General features: G+C 41.6%; 11 protein-coding genes. All 11 read right to left on the reverse strand.

The features are described from left to right. Positions 1-35: 35 nt before the first annotated feature. The 11 genes from ACE1EF_RS14045 to ACE1EF_RS14095 all read right to left on the reverse strand — a co-directional run bounded on the left by ACE1EF_RS14045 (position 36) and on the right by ACE1EF_RS14095 (position 25818). Positions 36-809 carry a GDSL-type esterase/lipase family protein gene (locus ACE1EF_RS14045; protein ID WP_375721312.1) on the reverse strand — a complete coding sequence of 258 codons (774 nt, stop codon included), beginning with the start codon at positions 807-809 and terminating at the stop codon, positions 36-38. A gap of 177 nt (positions 810-986) precedes the next feature. Then, a complete protein-coding gene (locus ACE1EF_RS14050; protein WP_375721313.1) occupies positions 987-2789 on the reverse strand; it encodes an alpha-L-rhamnosidase-related protein in 1803 nt (600 codons plus the stop codon). Between the two features lie 142 nt (positions 2790-2931). Continuing rightward, positions 2932-4299 (reverse strand): glycoside hydrolase family 28 protein, encoded by a 1368-nt coding sequence (locus tag ACE1EF_RS14055; RefSeq protein WP_375721314.1) that lies wholly within the window; start codon positions 4297-4299, stop codon positions 2932-2934. Between the two features lie 48 nt (positions 4300-4347). Further along, on the reverse strand, positions 4348-5691 hold the full coding sequence (locus ACE1EF_RS14060) for a rhamnogalacturonan acetylesterase (RefSeq protein ID WP_375721315.1): 1344 nt from the start codon (positions 5689-5691) through the stop codon (positions 4348-4350). Between the two features lie 363 nt (positions 5692-6054). Further along, the gene (locus tag ACE1EF_RS14065; protein WP_375721316.1) at positions 6055-7365 is read right to left on the reverse strand and encodes a citrate (Si)-synthase; all 1311 of its coding nucleotides are present in this window, start codon (positions 7363-7365) and stop codon (positions 6055-6057) included. 27 nt (positions 7366-7392) lie between these two features. Further along, positions 7393-7953, reverse strand: coding sequence for a peroxiredoxin (locus tag ACE1EF_RS14070; RefSeq protein WP_375721317.1), 561 nt, complete (start codon positions 7951-7953; stop codon positions 7393-7395). A gap of 395 nt (positions 7954-8348) precedes the next feature. Then, positions 8349-12965 (reverse strand): rhamnogalacturonan lyase family protein, encoded by a 4617-nt coding sequence (locus ACE1EF_RS14075; protein ID WP_375721318.1) that lies wholly within the window; start codon positions 12963-12965, stop codon positions 8349-8351. 52 nt (positions 12966-13017) lie between these two features. Then, entirely contained in the window at positions 13018-17634 is a 4617-nt protein-coding gene (locus ACE1EF_RS14080; RefSeq protein ID WP_375721319.1) for a rhamnogalacturonan lyase family protein, read from the reverse strand. A 154-nt stretch (positions 17635-17788) separates the two neighbouring features. Beyond that, complete coding sequence (locus ACE1EF_RS14085; RefSeq protein ID WP_375721320.1) at positions 17789-20641, reverse strand: T9SS type A sorting domain-containing protein; 2853 nt, start codon at positions 20639-20641, stop codon at positions 17789-17791. Between the two features lie 69 nt (positions 20642-20710). Beyond that, a complete protein-coding gene (locus ACE1EF_RS14090) occupies positions 20711-22549 on the reverse strand; it encodes a RagB/SusD family nutrient uptake outer membrane protein (protein WP_375721321.1) in 1839 nt (612 codons plus the stop codon). A 116-nt stretch (positions 22550-22665) separates the two neighbouring features. Continuing rightward, the gene (locus ACE1EF_RS14095) at positions 22666-25818 is read right to left on the reverse strand and encodes a SusC/RagA family TonB-linked outer membrane protein (RefSeq protein WP_375721322.1); all 3153 of its coding nucleotides are present in this window, start codon (positions 25816-25818) and stop codon (positions 22666-22668) included. Positions 25819-25830 lie beyond the last annotated feature (12 nt).

The following is a 25830-nucleotide window of genomic DNA, read 5'->3' on the forward strand; positions in this document are numbered from 1 at the left end:
ACAGATGGAAAGCTAACAGAACCTGTATTCAGGATTCATTTGTGCTCTTTTGCAATTTCCTGAATCGATGGTTTTTCTAAATTGACCCATTTTTCATATCCCGATGCACTCAGATGCACACCATCAATGGTCAGCTCTTTTTTTAAATCCCCGTTTTCATCCACAAAATGGCTGTACAGATCAATAACCTTGTAAAAACCTTTCGACTCATTTTTTTTGATCCATTTATTCACAAAAAGAATATCCTCTTTCAGGTAATCCCTTCGTGTTGGCAGTAGTGTCTGAACAAAAACTTTCGTGCCAGGTGATTTATGGCGAATTTCCTTCGCAATTCTCAGAATGTTGCGTGCCACATATTTATCTGAAGGAACTATTTTATCGTAAACCAACTGATGCCTGTTATCTGCATCATGATGGATGCTGAACAGGTCGTTAATGCCAATAAGGATAAAAACGGCTTCGGGTTTATAATATATGACTTCGTCAAGGCGTTTGAGCACCCCATCGGTAACATCGCCTGAAATACCACGATTCCGGATATGAGGTATCCCAAATTTATCACTCCAGTCTTTTCCTTTTTCTGTGATGCTGTTCCCAATAAATACAATATCTCCCTCTTCCAGCGGATCTTTCATGAATGCGCTGATGCGCTGAGGATAGTGCTTTTGGGTCCAATTGTTATGATACCTGGATACAGTTTCCCTGGTTGGATATAGCTTTTCTTCTTGTTTTGACGATGACCGGTTTGTCTGTCCGAATAACGAAGAGCTGATGATGACCGACAGAAAAAGGATGATGATTTGCTTCATGTTTTTAAATATGATACCAACGGTTAACGCTAGCGAATTACAATTATAAGTCTTTGTTCATGAACAATACGAACCTACATCAATCAATAACGGGAAATTTCTTAAAACAACCGTTTCAAGGTTCTTTTCGTTCTTATCAAGGGGATAAGCATTATCTGTTAACAAAAGAACAGGGTTTTACTGCCCTACAATCTCAACGCCTTCCGGAGCTTTAATTTCGGAGACGATTTTCCCGTTTTTCTTTTTGGTATGTTTAACGTAAACCACTCCTTTAGGTGTAGGAAATGTTCCTTCAGCCCACTGAAGATCACCCAGATGCGGCTCAACCTTTATTTTTTTGCACCCCGGCTCCAGAATCTTAATCCCCAAAACATTTTCACTCAGCCATGGAGTGGGTCCTGCAGACCAGCCATGACAAAGGCTTCGCCGCAAACCAATATAACAGTTTGCACCGGTGGAATAATGATAATCCAGCATATCCTGTGGAACGATGTCATCAATCGGAGCTGCATTTTCTGCTTCTTCCAGATTGAATTCCTCCCAAAAAGTTGTCGCACCCAACTTTAGCATTCCACCCCAGAATTGCCGTATATTGTTCAGTGCATCCTGATAATTACCTGCCAGGGCCTGAGCCTGTAACATGTAGTAGCCAAAAAATGAGGTATAGCCATCAGCACCTTTGGGCATTATAATCTCTTTTTCCACCATTTCAGGATTCAGAATACCTGCCATTGCCAACAAAGCACCTGCCTGGTTGGAATTATTCGGATCCGGAGTAACCCGTTTCATTTTTTCAGCCAGCCTATGAAAAATTTCTGCTTTGTCCGGTTCATTCAGTTCGCTGCATAAAAAGCTGCCTTTTTCAAAAGTTAAAACCATTAATGCCTGAATTCCTGCATGAATAGCTGCTGTATCTCTTACCGAAGGCCAGTCAAGAAAACGAAACATCCTGCCTCTCAGATTTTCCTCTCCGTTTTCAGCAACATAAGTAGTTAACTGATCCAGCAATGCGGTGAGATAATCTTTTTGTCCGGATAAATATTCCAGGTCACCCTGGTACATATACCAGTCGTGTTGCATGATGATCCACCACATGGAATAGGAGGGTATGCCATTCATAAAAGCCGGCAGCGGAGTATGCTCCCTGAGAAAATCGAGCGTTTCAGGCACAACCTCGTTATACCCAAATACGCTGTTTATGGTCATAACTTCCGGATGCATATCACCTCCCCAGACCATTCTGTCCCGCTTGATGCCATCCCACAAATAATCCTGCATACACAAATGTACCGTATAAGCACCGGTTTCCCAGATTTTATTCAGTGTATCATCACTACTCTTAAAAGATCCCACATACGGGATATCGCGGTATACAGCTATGGCCTTAACTTCTTTAATTGCAACCATGGCATCCGGTTCAGCCAGATCGATCCGTAAAAAACGAAAACCGGTGTTCCCGACTTCAATATTTCCATACCCGGGAAGCGTTATTTCAAAATCCCGCATGGCATGATGATTGGTGGCACCACCTTCGGTTCCAGTGGTACCGTCTCCGATCACATCGCTGCAGGTTTCACTGACGGATTCACCAAAGCGTAACCTGACTTTTCGTGTAACACGGTTGCTCTGTGATGTCATAATTCGTACACCACCCTGAATCTCCTTCCCAAAATCCAGGATCAAACCGGACACTGAACCATTTTTGTTGGTTATCCTGCACACCGTCTGACGCCCAAAATAAGCCTGTCCTTCACCTTTTTTGAGCAATTCGTCTGCATTCTGAACCAGTGAATCGCCTGAAGTCCAGACAATACGCTGTGGAGTAAGGTATACCCTTTTCATCTGATCAACAGACGCTGCAGCTATCATCTGGTCTGTATATACAGGAGGAAATTGTGCTTTCGCTGTTCCAATGGAAAACATTAATACCAGTAAAACACCCTTCATCACCGATAAACTAAACGTGTAGATATATTTCATATGGCGCATCATATTCAAGTTAATTCCGGCTTATTTTAACCGTGAATTTAAACATAAAAAGCGGAAATGGATAATCCATCTCCGCTTTAGTGTACCAATAATTGTATTATGAAAAAAAAATCAATGAATCTGAGTTCTGAATTTATTCCCGGTATGTAAAATTTGTAACATTTTTGTTTATAAATTTTTCATCTTCCACGGTTTGTGCATTCACATTTTTAAGTTCTACATTTTGCACCGGCATCTCCTTTTGACCCTGTATCCTGGAAATAAATTTCACATCGCCTGCTTGTATATTTTCGAGAAAAATATCACTTTTGGGAGTTAATCTGCGTTCATAGGTTGGTACCAGATCGCGCCACTGATATAACACATCGGTTTCTATACCCAGAATACCTTCACGCATTTTGTCGGCTTTAATATTTGTAACATGAATATTCTTAACAAAACCGCCTCTCCGCTCATTTGTTTTTATAAAGACCAGGTGGAACATGCTGGCCCCATCAGCCACACTACAACTGTCCATGAAAACATTTTCAATTCCTCCGGATAATTCACTTCCCACAGCCAGCAGCTGATGTCCATTTTTAACCTTGCAATTTCTGATCACAAGATTCTTTGTGGGAGAATTTAAACGCCAGGCATCCTGATTCCGGCCTGACTTTACCGCAATGGCATCATCCCCCTGATCAAATGTGCAGTTTTCAATCAACATATTCCGGCTCATTTCAGGATCAACGCCGTCGTTGTTATGCCCGTGCGCAAACACATCAAGATCGCGGATTACTACATTTTTACACAAATAGGGATGGATTGTCCAGAACGGACTGTTTCTTACAGAAAAACCTTCCAGAAGGACATTCTCGCACCGGTTAAACTGAATAAAATGTGGTCTGAGATGCGATGTATCGTTAACCATCTGACGATCTGCCACAGGAACATCTTTTGCCGCAAGGTTATATAGTCGCTTCAGACTGTTCATATGAGCCGGAGGACGTGAAAACCAGGTTTGCCAAAGATCCATTTTTGCCTTCACCATACCTTTGCCGCTAATTGCTACATTCTTACATTCATAGGCATAAATCAGGGGGGAATAATTGTAACACTCCAGCCCCTCCCACGTGGTATGAACTGCCGGTAAATAATCTTCAGGATCATCAGAAAATAACAAAACGGCGCCTTCAGCCAGATACAGATTAACATTGCTTTTAAAATGAATCTGACCGGTCAGCCATTCGCCTTCAGGGATAACCACTGTTCCACCACCTGCAAGATTTGCCTTACTGATTGCTGCTGCGATGGCCGTCGAAATTTTGTGTTTATCACCTTCTACGGCTCCAAAATCCACAATGCTGAATTTCGCACATTCAGCGAAATCAGGTATCATGATATCAGGCATCTCAAATGGAGCATCTACGCGAACAGAAATCAATGCCGGTGGAGTAGTCTGCTGACAGGAAATCATCAGGATACTTAATAAAAAGGCTATAATCAATACGTGGGATTTCATTATTCTAAGGTTTATTTCTGAATACTGTTTTAAGAGTTAATATTAAGATTAGTTTCCATCCGGTTTAACCAGCTCTATGGCAGGACTAACCGGCCAGAAGAAGTTTGTATAAGGATCAGGGTGTTTAGGATCAAAGCCCTTAAAATCATCCACAATATATTTCGCCAGCTCCGGATAATTTTCCTTTATGGATTCCACTACACACTTAGCCAGCTCATATGCACCGTATGGGTTAAAATGTGTATTATCCGCCAGAGGTTTATCCTGTCCCGGATAGGTATGAGCCGGATAATGCACAAATGCCTTTTTAGAGTTCTCGGGTCCTAAAGCCTCAAAAAGTTCTTTGCTCATGGCATTCAGGTCGATTAATGGTACATTTTCTTCTTTGGCCAGTTGACGCATGGCATCGGGATACTCTTCCAGGGTATTGACAATTTTTCCATTATCATCAAAAACCCTTCTGTTTGTTGATGTTACCAAAACAGGATGCCCTCCCTTTTTCCGTGTCTCATTCATAAAGTACCGCAGTTCATCCTGATACGTTGTAAAAGGTTCCACATGACTACTGCCCGGTTTCTGATCATTATGTGCAAATTCCATAAAGAGGTAATCGCCAGGTTTCATCACACTCAGTATTTTTTTAAGTCTCCTTTCCCCACGGAATGCCTTCAGGGTTTCACCGGACTCAGCATAATTGGCCACAACAACATCAGGCTTCAGGAACCGTGGAAACATCTGTCCCCATGATGCCCAGGGTTCATACATCTGGTCCACAACTGTAGAGTTACCTGCCAAAAATATTACCGGAAGACCGGTGATCTCTTCTATCACAAGAGATGAAACACATGGTTTGGGTCCACCAAATTCGAGTGTAAGTTTATCATCCCAGTTAAGGTATCCCAGTTCCCGCTTTTTTAATCGTATTTTTTCATTTTCTCCAATCTGTGGAGTCCTTACATCCACAATGAACGTTTTTGTAACGACCTCACCCTGCTTTGTCTTAATATCTTCCAGCATTAAACGTCTGTTCTCTGCCTTTACCGTTGTTTCAGAAATTCCTTTTGGATCGCCCAGAGTCACTGTAATCTTATACCGTCCTTCCGGCACGACCACATTAAAATAAAACGGATGATCGCTTGTAAGAAAATCGCCGGTCAGTTTATCTCTTCTGCTCCTTACAACAGCTTTTACCGGATATTCTATGGCAATTCCCAAACCATTCTCTTTACTGAAGACATTTTGCGGTGTTATGGGGACAAAGTCTTTTGCTGCTTTGCCTGATCCCAGATCAAATTTCTTTAATAATGCTTTGGATTCGGGCTGTCCGTAAACATAAGTGGTTCCCAGAATGAATACACACAGAAGTAGTGTTCGTGCAAGAAGTTTTTTCATGTATTGTATTATTTGTGCTACCTTAATGTTGTTACAAATAGCCAGTGTGATATTTGTCTGGCCAATGCTAAAATATTCTGACCTTGGGTTTTAACAGAATCTAACAAAACTAAGAAATTTACATCTCCGGTTCAATGCATAATATGATTATATCTTTACACAATATGACACCGCAAAGCATCACAACCCACTACACAATCAACAGATATCAAACTGAAATACTGAACCTTATCAAATTAACACTGTTTTTATTTGTTGTATTTGATACACTTATAATATTGAATTATAAGCATTATAAACAACAAAAAACCCGTTGCATTTAGCAACGGGTTTTTATCTTGTATACTATTTTACAATTTTGTCTTATTTCAAGCCAGCTTTTTCCATAAAGAATGATAACGGCTGGGATTTAGGACGTTCAATTCCAAAACCGTACAATCTGTCCCAAACCAGGGATGCCAAAACACCCAGCGATCTGGAAACTCCAAATAATACGGTATATATCTGGTGCTCTGTAATACCATAACTGCTCAGCAGAGAACCGGATATGGCATCTACATTTGGCCATGGGTTTTTCACTTTACCGGTTGCCAGCAATACATCCGGCACGACCTCGTAAATATCACGTACTACTTTTATATACTTTGCATCCGGAACATATTTGTTCGCAAATTCCAACTGAACGGAGAAGCGCGGGTCAGTCTGGCGTAAAACAGCGTGGCCATATCCCGGAATCACGCTACCTGAATCCAGTGTGATCTGTGCAAATTCCTTAATCTGGTCTCTGGTTGGACAACAGGTATCAGCCCATTGCAATAACTTATTGATCCAGTGCATTACATCCTGATTTGCCATACCGTGCAGCGGCCCTGCGAGACCATTCATACCGGCAGCAAACGAATAATAAGGATTTGAGAGTGCAGAACCCACAAGATGAGTGGTATGTGCCGAAACATTACCACCTTCGTGATCCGCATGAATAACCATGTACAAACGCATTAAACGTTTAACTTCTTCACTGTCGTAACCCATCATATGTGCCAGGTTTCCTGCCCAGTCAAGACTCGGATCAATTTCAATATACTTTTCATTATGGAAGACACGTCTGTAGATATATGCAGCGATCACCGGAAGACGTGCAATCAGGTCCATTACACCTTCAAACATCGGATCCCAGAAGTCTTTCTTATCCATTCCGCTTTCATATGCCTTACGGAACTGGGATTGGTTTGACATGGCCAGAATTGCGGTATTGAGCTGGATCATCGGATGCGCATCTTTTGGCAATGCATTGATTACATCGAATACATACGCAGGAATATCCTGAGCTCTTCTCGACCATTCCAGACTAAGTTTCTTTACATCCTCTTTTGTTGGCAATTCATCCATTAACATGAGATAAAACAGCCCTTCGGGTAATGGTTCGCCCTGCGGATTTAAACGAGGCAGAACTTCCTTAAGCTCAGGAATGCTATAGCCTCTGAAGCGGATCCCTTTTTCAGGGTCGAGTTTGGACGTATCTGTAAGCAAACTTACGATGCCCTTCATTCCTGTTAAAGCATGTGCAATGGTCACCTTCTGGATTTCCACATCGCCATGATCTTTGAGGATCTTCTTTAAAATTTCAGCTTTTTCGAGTCCCTTTTGATGCAGTTTTGCTTTGATTTCTTTCATTTGCTTCTATTTTGTGGAGTATTAGTATTAATGATATTGTGTTAATATACGTAACATATTATTACTGTCTTCTCCGGGATTAACATTCGTTGCCTTGTGTATAATTTTGTCATTTTTATCCAGAATAAACGTCCACCTGCTGGCAGTGACATCCCGTTTAAGCTCTACATCCCTGCCATCCACATTCCGTGTTATTGTACCACCATTTCCGGTTGGCACACCGAATAAAGCGGCAACTTTTCCATCAGGGTCCGACAGCAACGGAAAATTAAGATCGTAAGCTTTTTTAAAAATTTTAAGATTTCCCGGTTCGTCGCCACTGATTCCGATAACCTGTGCTCCTTCGTTTTTAAGATCATCTGATGCATCGCGATAAGCACATGCCTGTGTGGTACAACCACCAGTCATGGCAGCCGGATAAAAATAAACAATCAGCTTTTTTCCTGTAAAATCCTTTGATAAATTCCAGTTTTCTCCATTGTCAGCTTTCAATGTAAAATCCGGTATCGTATCTCCAACCTCAACCTGGGCTGCCGATACAAAACTGATCAGCATAAAAGCAATTACAAATAGTGCCTTAGAATTCATTTTTAACGATTTTACTACATCAATCAAACAATGAGTATATAAAAAAGGTTCAACACATATTTAACATATTTCCGTATGCATTCACCGAGTGCTTAATCTCCCTTAAACATTGGCCTCCAAAGTAATCCTGCTGTTAAAAAGTTTAACAAATATTCGTAATATCAGCAGGGATTTAATTCATGATTATTCGTCTGTATTTTATAAATTTTATGCCCTTGAACTTTTAGTCCGTCAGGTGACATACGACTTAGAATTTCCGGCGCCTTTTTCGCAACAGACCAAATATAATAAAATATATATATTTAAAACTATATCGGGCCAATTACTTAAAATAAAAACACCTGTGAATTTGCCTCACAGGTGTTTTTTTCTTTATGTTAAACTTATAACCGTTCTCATTCTTTTACAATCCTGGTCATTTCTGACTTCCCATCAGCAACTATCTTAACCAGATAGATTCCCTGTGGGAAGGTATCAAATTTAACTGCGAGTGTTTTAGCATTTACATCCGTGGCGTAGTAAACGACCCTTCCTGATAAATCGATGACAGATACAACCGCTTTTTTACCCGACCGGTTAAAATCAATATACAATGTTTTGCTTACCGGATTGGGGTAAACCCTCGATAATGCTGGTTGTGAAACATCGTTTATTGACGTTGGAATATCAGTAACACGGAGTATTCCACTGTTTTTAATACCGCTCAGATCCCAGTACAATCCTGCACCGGGAGATGCCGGATAAACTGCCGCAAATTCTCCCGTTTTACCGGCTGACTGAATGATAATAAAACTGTCTCCTTTTTTAAATGCTGAACCCAGATTGTTAATATATAAAGTACCTGCCAGATTCACTGTTCCGGTGGTTCTTAATTTATCGCACGTGCCATTATCACTGTTTACCGTGGTAAGAAAAAACGATCCCGGTAAAAAGGTGACATTGTTATTCACCAGAATACTGCTTCCTGTTGTTGCTATTCCGGCCATAAGGTAACCACCTGCGTTCACGGTAACAGTTCCGCTTACAGAACCTGTTCCACTCAGAACCGCTCCGCTTTTTACCTGAACATCTCCGGTCCCTGTTCCACTGCCACTGCTGTTACTGACGATCAGCCCACCTTTTTCAACTACTGTACCACCCGAATAAGTGTTACTGTTGGTCAGGGTCATTCTACCTGATCCTGCTTTTATCAATGCCGCTTTAGCTCCACTGTTTTTATACTGATCATCACAGATCACCCCATCAAATGAGAACGTGGAATTTTTTGTTCCTATTCTCCAGGTTATGGTATTTGTACCATCACCTCCAGCTCCCAGTTTTGATCCCGGGGCTCCTGTCAGTTCGCCAACATCCAGTGTTATGTCTTCAGAATTAGCACGTATTACAGAAACCTTATCACCAAGATTTATGGATGCTTTACCGTAACCATTTCCATTGTTCAGAATCAGCATTCCCCCATCGCTATCTGAAGTTACATTAATCTGACCTTCAAATTCGGACCAGTCACCGTCAACCTGTGATCTTACATAGGGCACAAATACTCCCAATGTTCCTGCCCCGGTAAGCCTGCTGTATATATTGCATCGTCCATCCAGCAGCCAGTTTGCACTAAACGTTGCCGGAACCTCTATGTCATTTGTAAAATCCGTATAGGAGCCATTATTATCATACATGCTCAAAGTGGCAGATTTGAGTGTTATTTTTTCAGATCCCAACCCATTGGTGTTTGCATTATCTGTAATAAGACTTAATGTTCCTGCCTCAATCACGGTTCCCCCCTGATATGAATTTGCCGCAGAGATTTTCAATACGGAACCACCTCTTTTGGTCAGTGATCCCGCACCAGTTATCGTTCCGTCAAGCGTCAGCGGTGAAACGGCAGTTTCTATAATGGCACCGTTTGAACCTATGGTAAGTCCACGGTTTGTTGATGCATCCGCACCGGAATATCTGAATATTCCTCCATCAATAATCCAGTTCGCCGGATCGGATGTTGCAGCTCCCAGACCTCCCGGATCACCGGCATTGGATACTGATGTTACATCCAGATAACCTGAATTAATAACCAGTGGACCCGTAAATTTATTTTTAGTCGCAATTTTTAAATAACCACTGCCGCTTTTGGTAATTCCACCCGGCCCGCTGATTGTACCATTTCCTGAAAACACATAGGTTTGCGATGCATTAACCTCCATGTTTCCAATGGGTACGTCATCGGAAACATTCACATTTGCATTACCGGTATCATCAAATAATACGTGATCATTTACGACAAAAATATCACTGTTGCCTGCATTCAGCCAGTTTGATGTTATCAGTAAATCCCATGCATTGCTGCTTTCGCCATCCCAAACCAGGTTTGCCGGATCTCTTGGTTTTGTTATGACCAGAACCAGTTTGTTGTTATCAATCTGAAGCTCATAGAGCAACTCGCGAATACCTGTTACCTCTACCTTGTTTAAATCGCCGGTAAAACTGCCCGTATAGGAAATCAAAACATACGTTCCTTCCGATAATTCACCATCGGTTTTATTTACAGCAACGGTGGCCTTACCATTCAGTACAAAATCGCCGTCAATTTTAAGGGAGTCATTACTTCCTGATGTACCGTCGGGATCGCCGGACAAATCAAAGTTTAAGGTTACATCATCCGACACCTGCATTCCCCCTGCTACCGAGGTTGTTCCTGCTTCGCCTATATGTCCGGCATAAAACTGAGAACCTCCCGATAACTCTAACCCGTTTCCAAATATTCCGGTTCCGCTGACCACACCATTACCATCTACCAAAACTTTACTGGCTGAGAGTTCTCCATCCAGCCGGAGGTTTCCCTGTGAAATTTCAGTTGTGCCGGTATAAACATTGCTGTTAGTTATAATCAGAGTTCCGGTACCGCTTTTAATCAAATCCATATCTCCGGCTAACTGCCCTGCACCTGAAAATATATAATCACCCGGACTAATGACTGACACCCTTTTAGGTTCCAAACTTTCTGAAATATTTACGGCACTACTGTTATTACCTGTCAACGAAAACAGAACATCATCGTCATTATTGAATACCGAGGATGAACCGTCTTTTTTTTTCCAGTTTGCAGATGAAGCGATATTCCAGTCAAAACCATCCGTTCCGTCCCAGGTCAGATCAGCCTGCACAATTGGGGCCAAAGGCGGTGTTTTCATCCCTGTACCCAGATAAAAACCAGGATGAGGAGGCTGATTATAAGCCACATTCTGCCATGCAATGGCCAAACGGTATTGCGGATCATGCATCAGTGTCCTGATTTTAACATCTGTAGGGTAAGGCGTAGTGTAAATTCTTAATTTCTTGTTGTCGGTTGTTCTCCAAATGACCTCTTCCCGCCAGTCGCCAAACAAATCAGCCTGTAAACAAGGGGTCCCTTTGGTATAGTTGTTGGAATATGTTCCGTTCGCTGTCAGTAACCTGGTATCAGAGGAATGTTCGTTATACTTTGTAATATTACCGATCCCAAGTCCCTGATTTGAATTCCAGTCTTTATCCAGCAGTTCACGGGATAAATCGCCATCCCACCAGATCAAAAAGTTCATGGATGGCTTGTCACCAACCATCTGTTTACTGACATTATACGTTCCTGACCCGGCACCACTCCACATTTCCGCACCATAATAGTTGGGATCAATATCACCGGCTACACCTCTGCCATTATCAAAACCTGCTTTTATCTGGAATAAAATACGGCCATCTTCTGCGGCACGGAATGTCATTCCGTCAACCGAATTTTCATGCACGGCAAAAACCTCCAGACCGGGTCTGTCAGGATCAAAATCAGACACATGTAAGGCATCACCATGGCCCAGGTTTGTATTATAAAGTCCGGATCCATCATCATCGATAGTTGCTGAACCGTAAATAATTTCATCTTTACCATCAAAGTCCACATCGGCTACACTCACCTGATGGTTGCCCTGATGCTGCCATGAAGAATAACCACTGTTATTGGTATCGAACACCCATCGTTGTTTCAGGTTGGTCCCGTCCCAGTCCCATGCTGCCAGCACCATTCGGGTATAATAACCACGGCACATTACCAGGCTGGGATGTACACCGTCAAGATAAGCCACGCACGCCAGGAACCTGTCCACACGGTTGCCGTAACTATCTCCCCAGCTGCTCACATTTCCTCTTGGCGGATTATAATTTACGGTAGCCATTTCAGCACCTGTTTCGCCGTTAAAAATGGTCAGGTATTCTTCTCCTGAAAGAATATAACCACCTGAATTGCGATAGTCTGCCTGATCATTGTCAGTTGCTGCGGGTCCCTTGCTCAGATATGCTCCGGTACCATCTTTTGTTCCCGGCGCTGTTTTACAAGCAAATTCCGCTTTCCCGTCGCCGTCAAAATCGTAGACCATGAACTGGGTATAATGTGCACCGGCCCTGATATTTTTTCCAAGATCGACACGCCATAAAAATGTTCCGTCCATTTCATAACCATCGATGTAGACATTTCCTGTGTATCCCGAGTTAGAGTTATCCTTGGCATTTGAGGGATCCCATTTTAGTATTATCTCGTATTGTTGATCGCCATCCAGATCGCCAACACTGGCATCATTGGGTGAATAGCTATAACTGACGTTATCCGGTGTAGTTCCTCCTGCCGGAACCTGCAATGGAATATCTTTGTACGTATTACTCCAGACAGCTACCGGATCTGATTTAGGCTGTTCCACACCATCAATTACAGCAGCAACACTGTAAGACTCACTCGTTGTTGTATTATCAAGATAGTTTGTTGAATTGGTTATCGGACTATCATTCAGCTTTGTATTTCCCCTGTAAATATTATAAGCTACATCCTCCGATTCTGTCCCCAGCCAACGCCAGCTTACATATACCTGACTGCTTGATTTTCTGATGGCAACAACGCCCCTGTCCAGTTTTTCTATCTGTCGTTGTGCTACAACCTGGGTTGCTGAAAAAAGAACAGCACAAACCCAGATACAAATTTTAAAAAGTAACTTTACATTCATCCTTATACCTTCTACGTTAAAACTCTCAGTTAATCTAATATAAATACTTTGATCAGTTAATGATGAGGTTATTAACCAATTTTTCATCACCGAACTGTATTTTTAACAAATAAATACCTTTATCGGCATGTCTTAAATCCAACGTATGCGATGTACCACCGTTTACAGAAGTTGCATATATCACTTTTCCTGTCAAGGTCTCAACAGTGAGATAGCCATTTTTAGTATAACCGCTCAAATCGACAGCTACCATACCTTTTGATGGGTTAGGATAAACCACAACCGGATCGGTTTTAGTCTCATTAATTGCCACTGTATTGGTAACCTTGACGATACCGGTATTTATCAGTGATAAATCCCAGTAGAGTCCTTCACCGGGTGAGCTTGGGATCACACCATCAACAGAACCGATGATTTCTGAGGCCTGTAATACTTTAAAGTGATTGCCGGCAGCATATGTTCCGTTAATCCTGTTCAGATAAATTTTTGCTCCATTCAGATTGACTGAACCGGAAACAGCGGCAATATCAGCTGTATTATTAGCGGCATCAACCTTTGCAAATATGTACCCTCCGCTTTCAACTGTAAGATCACCTCCAAGATTCATACTACCGATACCCGACGCATTTCCGGGCGATATATAACCATTTGCCTTAACCGTAACATCGCCCGAAACGGTTCCCGAACCGCCCAGTAAACCACCACCGTTCACATCAACAGGGCCAGCCCCCGTTGCACTTCCGCTATTGTTTTCTACCAGAATGGCACCTTTTTCAATTACCGTTCCTCCGGTGTATGTATTATTACCGGTAAGTGTCCATCTGCCAGATCCGGCTTTTATGACAGCAGCCTGAGAGCCGGAATTCTTATACTGATCATTATTAATTCTTCCGTCAAAGGTAAAGCTGGTATTCTTGCCGCCAATTTTCCATGTAATCGTATTGCTGCCCTGACCACCAGATCCTAATACAGAGCCTGAAATACCGGTCAATTCGCCGATCTCAATTACGGCATCCTCCGTATTGGCATACAATGCTGTTACCTTATCTTCCAGATGAATGGTACTTTGTCCGTAACCTGCCGTATTGCCAAGGATGAGCCAGCCTCCGTCATTATCTGTTGATACATTGATGTCGCCTGTAAAGCCCGACCAGTCCCCCATCAAATCAGACCTGATGTACGGTGTATAAATCTCCAGGGCTCCGCTTCCTGTCAGATTACCATACCATGCACACCGGCCGTCCAGGTTCAGCGTCGCGTTAAACCCTGCGGGCACATCAAGGTTCCAGTACATTTTTGTATCTGACCCTGTATTATTGAACATCTGTAAGGTTGCATTTTTCAATGTGACCAGACCTGAACCGAGACCTTCGATGGCAGCCGTTTCTGAAGCCAGTTTAAGTAAACCATTATTAATAACAGTGCCGCCTGAATATGTATTGCCATTATAAAGTGACAAAGTTCCGTCACCATCTTTTATCAGTGCTCCCTCGCCGGTCATTGCACCGGTCATTTCAAGCTGGGTAAGCGCATCAATGTATAATGTACCATTGTTTGGGCCGAAAGTCATACCTCTGTCCGTTGTTGAATTCAATCCATTTATTCTTAAAATGGCACCGTTAATAACGAGATTTGCTGCATCTGTGGAAGCAGCTCCCAGCGGACTTTCTTTGCCGGCATCTGCAAGTTGTGCAACTTCAGTCATTCCTCCATTGAGCACCGTTGGGCCTTCGTAGGTGTTTAACAGTTTTAAAAATAATTTCCCCGCTCCGTTTTTAACTAAACCACCCATCCCTGAAATTTTTCCTGAACCTGAAAAGCTATAATTGGAAGCCCCATCAACAAGGATGCCACTCACAGGAACATCTTCAGTGATATTAACATTATTCTGATTTTCACCTGTCTCATTAAATATAACGGTATCATTTCCCAGGAACCAATCCTGTTGGTCTCCATTCAACCAGTTTTTATCACCGGCAAAATCCCAAACATTACTGGAATTTCCATTCCAAACCAGCTTTGTGGACGTTCTAACCTCAAGCACGTTAAGTACCAGGCTTTGGTTTACGATTTTCAGTTCACATGCCACATCGGGAATTCCTTCAATAGAAAAGTTTTCTGCTGAACCATTAAAGCTTCCACTAAACGTAATCAGCTCATATGAACCGGGATTCAACACACCATCAAGACGATTAAAAATGAGTCTGCAGGTGCCAACTGCACTGACATTCCCTGAAACAACAATCTGATCGTTTGATCCTGTTCCTGCATTGGGATCACCACTTAGATCAAAATAAACCTTCGCACCATCCTGTAGCGTCAGATTATTATTTATTGCGATCCTTACAGCCTCTCCGGCTTCTGAACCGGGAGAGAAGCTGGCATCCGTTTTAACCCATAATCCATTTCCCAGCGTATCTCCGGCATAAAGTGTTCCAAACCTGCATACGGTAACATGGCTGGAATCAAGATTTGATTTCAGCTGCAGTGTGCCATAGTAAACCATGGTTTCACCGGAATAATTATTTGATGTGTTCGAAAGTGTTAAAGTACCGGTACCTGCTTTTAAAAGTTCCATATGACCACTGAGTTGACCAGCGCCTTCAAATGTGTAGTCATTCTGTGACTGTACTCTTAAGCTGTGTGGTTTTAATGTTTGAGCAACATTTACAGGTGAAGCGTTATCTCCGTTATAATCAAATAACACATCAGCACCGTCCGTATAATTCATGGGGTTTTCATCTTCATCAAGCCAGTTCGATGATGTGGTATTCCAATCCGGCCCGTTTTTCCAAACCAGCTCACCGTTACTGAACGGATACGGTGGAATGTCCTGTGTTTCTGTGCCTAAATATATACCCGGATGAGGTGGCTGATTGTAGGCATTATTCTGCCATGAGATTGCGATTCTGTATTGAGGCTCATGCATCAAAGTCGGAATTCTCTGGTCCGTGGGCATTGTGGTTGTATAGATCCTCATGGCATTATTATCCGGTGTACGTACAACGATTTCCTCACGCCAGTCACCTATCACATCTGCCTGAAGGCAGGGGGTACCTTTTGTCCAGTTGTTGGTAGCTGTACCATTTGCCCTGAATATGGAGTAATTATCCTTTGTTTCAGTATTGTACTTGGAAATATCAGGTATTCCGTATCCTAAATCGGATGAAAAATTAGCATCTGTAAGGAATTCTCTTGACAGGTCTCCATCCCACCAAATCATAAAATTTTGTGGAACATTGTTTGATCCAACTACATGACCTGCCGGATCATACATAGGGCATTCAGTGGCTGCCCACAATTCATAGCCTTTATAATCGGGATTTATATCGCCAGCGGCACATCGTCCGCAATCCCTGTTGGAGTGATAGCGGATAAGAATTTCTCCGGTCCTTGCATCCCTGAAGGTAGCTCCCCAGTCGGAGCTGTTTTCGAGGCAATCCCATATTTCAAGACCGGGCCGGTCAGGATCCATATCCCCCACATGCAAGGCATCACCATGACCAGTGCGTGCCGAATACAGTCCGGTTCCATCATTATCAACCGTCATAGATCCATAGATAATCTCATCACACCCGTCATCATCAACGTCTGCACAACTGAGCTGATGATTTCCCTGTCCTGTATAAACAGTTGCTGTGCCCCCGGGGTTACTATCCCAGGCCCAGCGTTTTGTCAGGTTAATTCCATTCCAGTCCCAGGCCTCCAGTTTTATTCTGTGATATATACCGCGGCTGTTCACCATACTCGGATGTTTCCCATCAAGATAGGCCACTGTCCACATGCATTTTGTTGCACGGTGTGCCAGCTGACCATCATTCATGCCGGGGTTTCCCCACTGAACCAGAGGATCCCGCTCAATGTAAATATCCCAGCCCAGTTCTTTTCCGGTTTCACCTTCAAAAATTGAAATATAATCCGGTCCCGCAATTCTGTAATAGGTTGAGTTCAGTTTTAACGAATACCTGTAGTTTACAATACCATCATTATCCCTGTCTCCGATATTAACACCGGTTCCGTCTATCATTCCGTCGGATGTACGGGTGGCTATTTCAGCTTTTCCATCTCCATCAAAATCGTAAACCAAAAAATTGGTTTCTACTGCATTCGCAATGTTAGGGCCTAAATTAATCCGCCACAACAGGGTACCATCAAGTTTATAGGCTTCCAGTAAGTTATAATCTGTTGCAGAAGGATCTGTGTTTACAGGTAAGCGTTTTACAACAACCTCGTATTGTCCGTCTCCATCAAGATCTCCGACTGAGGCATCGTTTATTGTGTAGGTATCCCACCGACCATTAATCGCGACTACGGGAATTTCGAGATACTGACCTCCCCAGACACTCACCTCGTCCGATTTTTCCTGCTCTGTTTGATCCACCACTGCAGCTACGGCATAATGTGTGTCTGATGTACCATTAACATCGGTATAGTTTGAAGATTCATATATCGGTTCATCCGTTACTTTAACCCCATCCTTATATATGTTAAACCCAACATTTCTAAGTTCGTTAGCGGCGATTCGCCAGCTTAAGTAAACTCCATTCCCCTTTTTAACAGCCACTACTCCACGGTCCAGCGCCTCCATTTTACGTTGCGCCTGTAAGGTAATTGCTGTTAAAAAAAGAAATATAAAAGCCGAATACTTAAAAATTAATTTAGTTTTCATAATCAGATACTGAGAAAATGTAAAAGCGAATAAAACGGGAAAGCAAAACAGTGTGATCAGAAAAATGTCAAAAAGCAATCGAAGATAAGCCCACCCTAAACCAAGAATTGATTAAAAAATAAAGGAAAGCCCGGAGGCTTTCCTTTAATAAGTATTATTCGATAACCAGACTTCCGACTTTAACGCCTTCGTCAGCTACGAGTTTTATGAGATAGTAACCAGATTTATTGAAATCCACTTTCTGTGGACCGTCTACCTGATTGTAAGATCTGTTAAATACGACAGCACCCTGCAGATTAACAACCTGTAACTGATAAGATTTCAGGTCACCACCATCCACATAGAATGCACTTCTTGCCGGATTCGGGAATACAGAAACATTGCCCAGATTAACTTTATCGATCGCAACATTACCTACATTAATGGTAACTTCGTTACTGTACACTACGACATCCTGACCATTATCATCAGTTGTTACAGCTTCAAATACAACAAAATATGTTCCAACATCAAAGAAGTTTGGTGTATAGAATGTATCGGTCTGAGCAATCGGGAAGAATCCTTCATAACCTGAACCGGAAGTTGTTGAGTATTTCCATTCTGTACCGGTAACACCGTCAGGAAGATCAACAGAAAGTGTTGTACCATCGGTATTCGGATCGATATTCTGATATGAAGCAGGAGATACCGGTATTTTCACTGTTCTTACAGCAATAGCATTACTGGATGCCACTGAACCATCAGCCAGACATCTTACAAATACAACACCGGCAGTATCAAATGCAAACGTTGCTGTTTCTCCTGTTTTAGGAGTTTCGAACGATGACCATGGTCCGGCAGCACTTTTGCTATACTGCCACTCAAATGATGTATATGCTGATGAATTGATCAGTGATAAAGGATTTGTTTCCTGCCCAACACCGACAATCTGTGTGATAGTCTGTTCAATTGCCAGTGCACTTAAATCACGTGCAGTAACGGTAGTTACATCCTCAACCGGATCGTAAACCAGGTAGGGTTCAAATCCTTCAGGTGTGATAAATTTCTGGTGGAACGTTGTATCTTCTCCACTGATCTGTGGCCTTAATAGCGGTGTAAGTGAACTTCTTAAATCACCCATAAAAATATATTTTGCATTACCACTTAAACGCATTTCACTATAACCTTTATTAGCAGAAATACGTCCTGGAGCATTATCAGTGTCAACAATAAACTGTGCATCATCCTGAATAATGATATTTGCACCATTTGCAGGATTATCGCTACCACCTAATAACAATGCTGTTCCATAAATATATGCCTTAGCATCATTCTTTACAGTAAATGTAGTGTATTGTGAATATAAACGGAAATAAGACCTTGTTTTCACAAATACTCCACCCTCAATAACATAAGAACCATCAGAACTGTTATGGTCTGCAGTATAAACCAGTGTATCATTTAAACTTGGTTTGTTTACTGTAAAAGTTGCACCCATTCTAACATCAAAATTAGCTACAGTATCATTACCTGAAGAAGATAATACAGGATGCATATCATCAGGAACTTTCAGATTATTGTTATTAATATAAGCTGCCGGATCCCAGTTAAACATATTGCCTGCATCATCGGATTCTGCACCAGTAAATGTCAGGTTCATTGCACCGGCATTAGATGCGAGAATATTAAACTGAACTTCTTTTGAAGTTTCTGCACTACCATCAATCTGAGAAATACAAACTACAAAATATGTCCCTACCTCAGTAAAGTTAGGCGAAAATTCCGTACCAGTTACTTGAGTACTAAATGATTCGTAAGGTCCTCCAGGTGTTGTGCTGTATTTCCATTCTCTGCTCGTTCCTGCAGGTGTTTCTGTTACGGTTAACATTTGGCCCTGTTGACCTAAACGGATATTCTGAGCAGCATCCGGAGTTACAATTGCTTTACTGGATGATACAAGTATGTTAACTTCATTTGTATAAAATGCGTTTCCTCCTTTCATGCCTTCAAGTACCAAATAGAAATTACCTGATTCTGTAAAATTCGGATAGATGGTATCATTATTTTCAGCAGGAGTAAATGAGTGATCATAAGGGCCCCCTTCACTGGTACCGTATTTCCATTCAATAGATTCCATGCTTGCTAATCCGTCATTCTGAATAGCTGCAATCATAGAACCTTCTTCACCAGCAATCAATACCTGTCTGTCAGTTGGTTCAATTTCAAAGGCATCTTTTAAACGGGTTGAAAGCGTGGTGCTGTTTTCCAGCGCATCATACTTAACAACTACATCTCTGTCATTGTTTGTCACAATCTGGCCTGAATCAACACAATCAGATAAATACTGTACAATATTCCTACCTGTTACTTTAATCGTTGCTTCATCCAGTAAGTATACTGAAGGTGGAGCAGCAGGATTATTTTTGGGAATTCTTCCAAAATCTCCCCTAATTTCCATGTAAGTATGTCCTGCAACCGTTAATACACCTCCAATCTCCATATCGCCACTGTGATTTGCAAACAGAAAGTATGACAACCTGAAAATTGCTGTATCACAATTAAAATTCATATGAGTTGCAGTATCATCCTGAAGATATATTGTTTTATTATCCTTGTAATAATAATTTCCACCTGTAACATTCATAATTCCATGCGGTGTCCAACTATCATCAGCTCCCTGATTAAACCATGTACCCTGATCCATGTTAATGTTAAGAACACTTGGTGCATGCCAAATAGTATCACCAGTATCAGTGGTATCCATGACCCAGGACGATAGAGTCACATTTTCAACTGTTACATCATCACTTCCATTTATCAGACACTCATAAGTATAAGTATCTGCATGACCCATAACAATATTATTACCTTCGATATTACCCTGTGGATCCCAGTTCGTAGGATCTGTGAATTCTGAACTGTTTGCACCAGTCCAGGTTAAATTACTTTGAGCAAATAAGCCCATAGAAATGAACAACGTCATTACCGTTGTAATCATTTTCAACTTCGTAAAATAGAAATTCTTCATACTTTTTTAATTTTGATTAATAATTAGCTATCAAACTCTTACCCTTCCTTTCCCGGGCCAGGAATTCACTTATTGTTCTGTGTTATTATTCTTTGTCAGTGGTAGCCACCAGTTTTCCTCACTGCTTAGTTTCACCCGCACAGCTTCTGCATCAGCATTACCCTCGGCAGCAAGTTTATCCGCTACTTTGTCTGCCAGATACGAAGGATCATCCCTGCGCAGGGCAATCCTTACCAAATCTCCCCAGCGTTGTCCCTCAAAGGCAAGTTCCAGTGCATCCTCTTCAATAATTCTGTCCTCCAGATAATCAATCAACCCGACCGAATCCATATTTTCAGGATAATACGGAACATTATCAAGATAAGCTCTGTTACGTATTCCTTCGTTCCTGTACCACAAAGCACGTACCGCCGGTGGATTATCATTTATACTTGTACTACGGGCATCGAAATCGAAAGGAAACGGTAAATGCGTCTGGTGTCTCTGCGTAAAATCGTTGGACGGATCGTCCGTTTCAAAATTCGGTCTGAAACTGTTGTTAAGCAATGCATACGATACTTTATACAAGGCCAGTGCTTCATTTGTTTGCCAGTTATCTGCTTCCAGGCTGTCTACTGTAAGGTTATCTGCCCCCATTTCCTGCGCAAACCTGTTCGTTGCCTCGCAAAATCTCAGGTGTAAACCCGCCGAACGCCAAAGGAACCATTTCCCGTTTTTGTCATATGGATTGTCCGGATCGAAATCCGAAATATATTTTGTTATCACCGGTTGTCCGTTAATGGTTTTATATGATCCTGAATTTCCATCTTCATCCTCAATATCTCCCCTGAAATCGCCCGGAAATCCGTTCTGCTGTATTTGCTTTTTCCAATCACTAACCACCAGATTGGATGGTTTGAAATAATAATTTCCATAGGTGTTCGAGAACAGATCAATAAAAGGACTCGGTGTATAGGTACTGCTGTAATACATTACCCATATCCACTCATCGTAATAATCTCCGCTACCATAAGTTGAAAACAGTGTTCCCCAGTGATTCACCACACTATTCAGGTCATGTTCATAATACCGTATATAACCACAGTGGTAATGACTGAAGGTAAAAAAGTCGGTTCCTACCTTATAACGGTCATAATTACCAACAGACCGTTCCATAATTCTTTTATAATAGGATGCAGCCTGAAGATAATCGTTATTCCACAGGTGTAGTTCACCTAAAAGAAATTCCTTGTCAATATAACTTATCTGCGGACTAAAACCATTATTGGATAACAAGAGGTTCTGATCGGTGTACAACCCTTTATACGGAATTGATTCCATAAAATTAACCAGTGTATCAACCATGGCATCAATCGATAAAAAGGGATATTCACCCTGGTCTATCTTAGCAATATCACTTAGCTGATCTATAGGCTCAGTGATATACGGTACATGACCATAATGTATGGCAAGCTGAAGGTATGTCCAGCTTCTTACCGCAGCGATATCAGAGTATCTTGGATTAAACTCTTCTCTGGAAATCTTATGCTCATCCACCATAATTTTAAGGTTCTTCATCACATCATTACAATTTAAAATCAGTGAGAAAAACGGTTGAGGGTCCACCCATGGATTATCGGCCGTTACATTATGGCTGGAGACTTCGCGCATGTAATGATCCGCGTTTACGGTGACCGCCATTAAGTCTGCACGTAACTCATTAAGAACGACATATTGTGGTGCCAGTTCCTGCAATTTACCATATACACCGAGTACCGCCGAATTTGCATCAAAAATGTCCCTGTAATTCTGATCCGGAGTCAGTACATCACTCGGATTAACCTCCAGTACGTCTGAACAGGACCATGTACCCAATACCATGAGTATGATTCCTGCAGTGCCCAGGATATTTATAATTCGTTTTTTCATTGAGCCTGATATTACTTTATATTCCGAAACCAGAGTTAAATATGCTGAACTGTGTTTTAATTCCGGGTTTTTCATAACGATCTTTTGTTTCATAACCTGTTTACTAAATCAATTTATTACAGTTTAACTCTCACCCCTACAAAAAATGATTGAACCTGCGGAGTCATTCCCACATCAATCCCCCGGGTCAGAGGTGAGTTGGACAAACTAAATTCCGGATCAAGTCCTTTATATTCAGTCAACGTCAGAAGGTTTATACCTGTAACATAAACCTCTGAACCTTTAAGGAAATTAGCCTTAAACGGCAGTTTGTAAGTCAGTGTCACATCTCTCAGTCGTGCATATGAACCATCCTCGATCCAACGATCAGAGAAACGGCTGTTGCCTATGGGATCAGCAAATTCAGCTTTCGGAATACTCGTCACCTGACCATCATAGGTCCATCTGTTTATCACCGCCTGAGTCTGGTTATTGAAGTTCTGCATTGATTCCAGCTGATAACGCAGATAATTAAATACATCGTTACCATAGCTGAACGCCAGGGAAGCATCCAGAGTAAAGGCCTTCCATTGCAAACGTGTATTCACGCTGCCAAAGAAATCCGGCGTTGGATCACCGATAACCTGCATATCCTGATTATCTATTATTCCATCTGCCTTGTAATCTTCAAAAATAACATCTCCTGCCCTGAAAGCCATCGTACTTGTATTGGGCAACAGTGCTTCCAGACCGGCAGATTCTGCAGCTGACTGCGAAGCATAAACGCCACTCGTCTTAAAGCCGTAGAAGACCCCTAACTGCTGGCCTACTTCAGTTAAAATACTGGCACCATAAACACCTGTTACATTGCGTCCGTCATTAACGGCTGTAACCTCTGTCTGATATTTTGAATATGTAATGCCTAAATCCCATTTCAGTTTTGAATTGATGATACGGGCATTTAAACTCAGATCCATACCTTTGGTATTGAAACTTCCATTGTTGGCCAGTACATAATCAAAACCGGTAAAGTATTCAACCGGAATATACTCCAGCATATCATCTGTTGTATTCATGTAATAATCGGCACTTAACGAAATACGGTTTCTTAAAAGTGCCAGATCAACTCCCAGGTTTGTCTTTTTATTTGTTTCCCATTTCAGTTCGGGATTCCAGATATTTCCGCGAACCAGACCCTTGGCCGCTAACAAGCGTTGTGTGGTATAATACTTTTTAGTGGCATAAAAGCCTATATCGTCATTTCCTGTGATACCATAGCTTGCACGTATTTTAAACAGATCAAGCAGTGTCACATTTTTCATAAAAGGTTCTGATGTGATCAGCCATGCACCTGCAACAGATGGAAAGAAACCAAACTGATGATTATGCAGTTTAATACCATCAGCCTGTGAACCAAACTTTGAAGATCCGTCCAGAGCCATGTTCACAGTGACAAAATATTTTTTCTTAAACGCATATTCCCCCAAAGCATAGTACGTAATGTTATTCCAGTCTCCGATATAACCACCGTTGTTTCTGAATCTGGCCGTACCCTGTCCGATGGTTCTGAACTGATCGCTTGCTGAATTAAAATCACTTCCCCAGTCTTCTTCGGTCTGATTCATATTAAGGCGTGCACCTGCTACAGCTACCAGTGAATGGTAACCATTAAAATTGTTGTTATATCTTATTCTGAAGTCGTTGTTCACTGCAGAATGCTTTAGAACACGTTCCATCATTTTATTATAAACAATACCAATCTCTGTAACTTCAGGTGAAATACCGTAACCGGGAATAAAAACTTTTTCCCTGCTTTTATTGAATGAAAGACCGATGAGATCACTAATGGTAAGGTGGTCGCTCAGTTTAACATTAAAATTAAATGAACCGAAAATTCTGTAATCCAGACTTTGCTGCTCCATCTCATTCACTATGGCGACAGGGTTACTGACACCCAGCGCATCATAATCTGCCAGTACCGGCGTAATAATACCTCCGTCTATCTGGTTTGGATAGAAAAAGGGTGATTTTATTCTGGCTGCAAATAACGGATTATCGGTGGTTGTAATGCCTGAACCGCTTTTTAATTTCCGGTCGTTATAGTTAAAACTGATGTTGGTATTCAGTGTAAATATTTTGGAAATATTAATATCAGAATTAAAACGCATATTGAAACGTGAAAAGTCTGTATTTTTTATCGTCCCGTTATAATCCATATAATTAACCGACAGGGCATAAAGTGCAACATCATCACCACCCTTAATCAACACGCCATAGTTGCTGCTGTAGCTGTTTGCAAAAACTTCCTTCTGCCAATCCGTATTATTATGGTATTTTGCATAATCATAATTTGAGGGATCATTATTCATGAAAGGTAAACGGGATACTGAGTCAGTGCTCAGGCCTGCTGATAATAACATCTCATTCAGGTAAATTCTGTAGTCATCGGCTTCCATTAACGGAATATTCTTCGGCGCCATATTTAGTCCGCCATTCATGCTGAAGGTAATCTGGTTGACCTGCTCAGTAGCATGATTTGTTGTGATCAGAATTACACCATTACTTGCTTTGGCACCGTAAATGGCTGCCGCATCTTTTATGACTGTAATATTTTCAATATCGTCTGCATCAATACCTGCAAATGCATTTGATCTGTCACCACTGATGAGTGGTGTGCCATATTCACCAATATCGTAAATCATTCCATCCACGATTACCAGCGGTTTATTTGTAGCATTCAGTGACGAATACCCCCTTAAAAAAAGATCTGAGCCGGAACCCGGATTCCCATCCCTGGTGATCACATTCAAACCGGCAATTTTACCATCGAAGGTAGATTCGGCAGATGTTGCACCTTTCTTTGAGGCATCAAAATAAGATGTTTTATTCTCGACGATGCCAAGCGCATGCGTGGAATATGCCAGCGGTTTACTGTAATCTGCCAGTCTTACTTCCTGGTCAAATGAATTGAAACCTGTTTCATACAAATAGATGTCAACAGTTTCTCTTCCCCCCAGAATAATTTCTCTGGTTTGAAATCCTTCAGATGTAACGGTTAAAATATCATCATAGGATTTAACTTTTATTGAAAAGGTACCATCCTCCTTTGTTATGGCAGATGAATAGTTTGCGTCGTTTATGGATGCCACCTGTATGGGTTGCATTGTTTCTCCGTTAAACACTGTTCCGGTAACAGTAAAGGATTCCTGCGTATCGTTATTCTGGGCGGAAATATAGAATACGCCGAACATTAAAAATAAAATAGATAGAATATTTCTTAAGTGTGTCATAATTACGGGTTA

Origin of the sequence: Quyinboa sediminis, from assembly GCF_042219855.1 — a bacterium.
Lineage (GTDB): Bacteria > Bacteroidota > Bacteroidia > Bacteroidales > UBA5342 > JBHJHP01.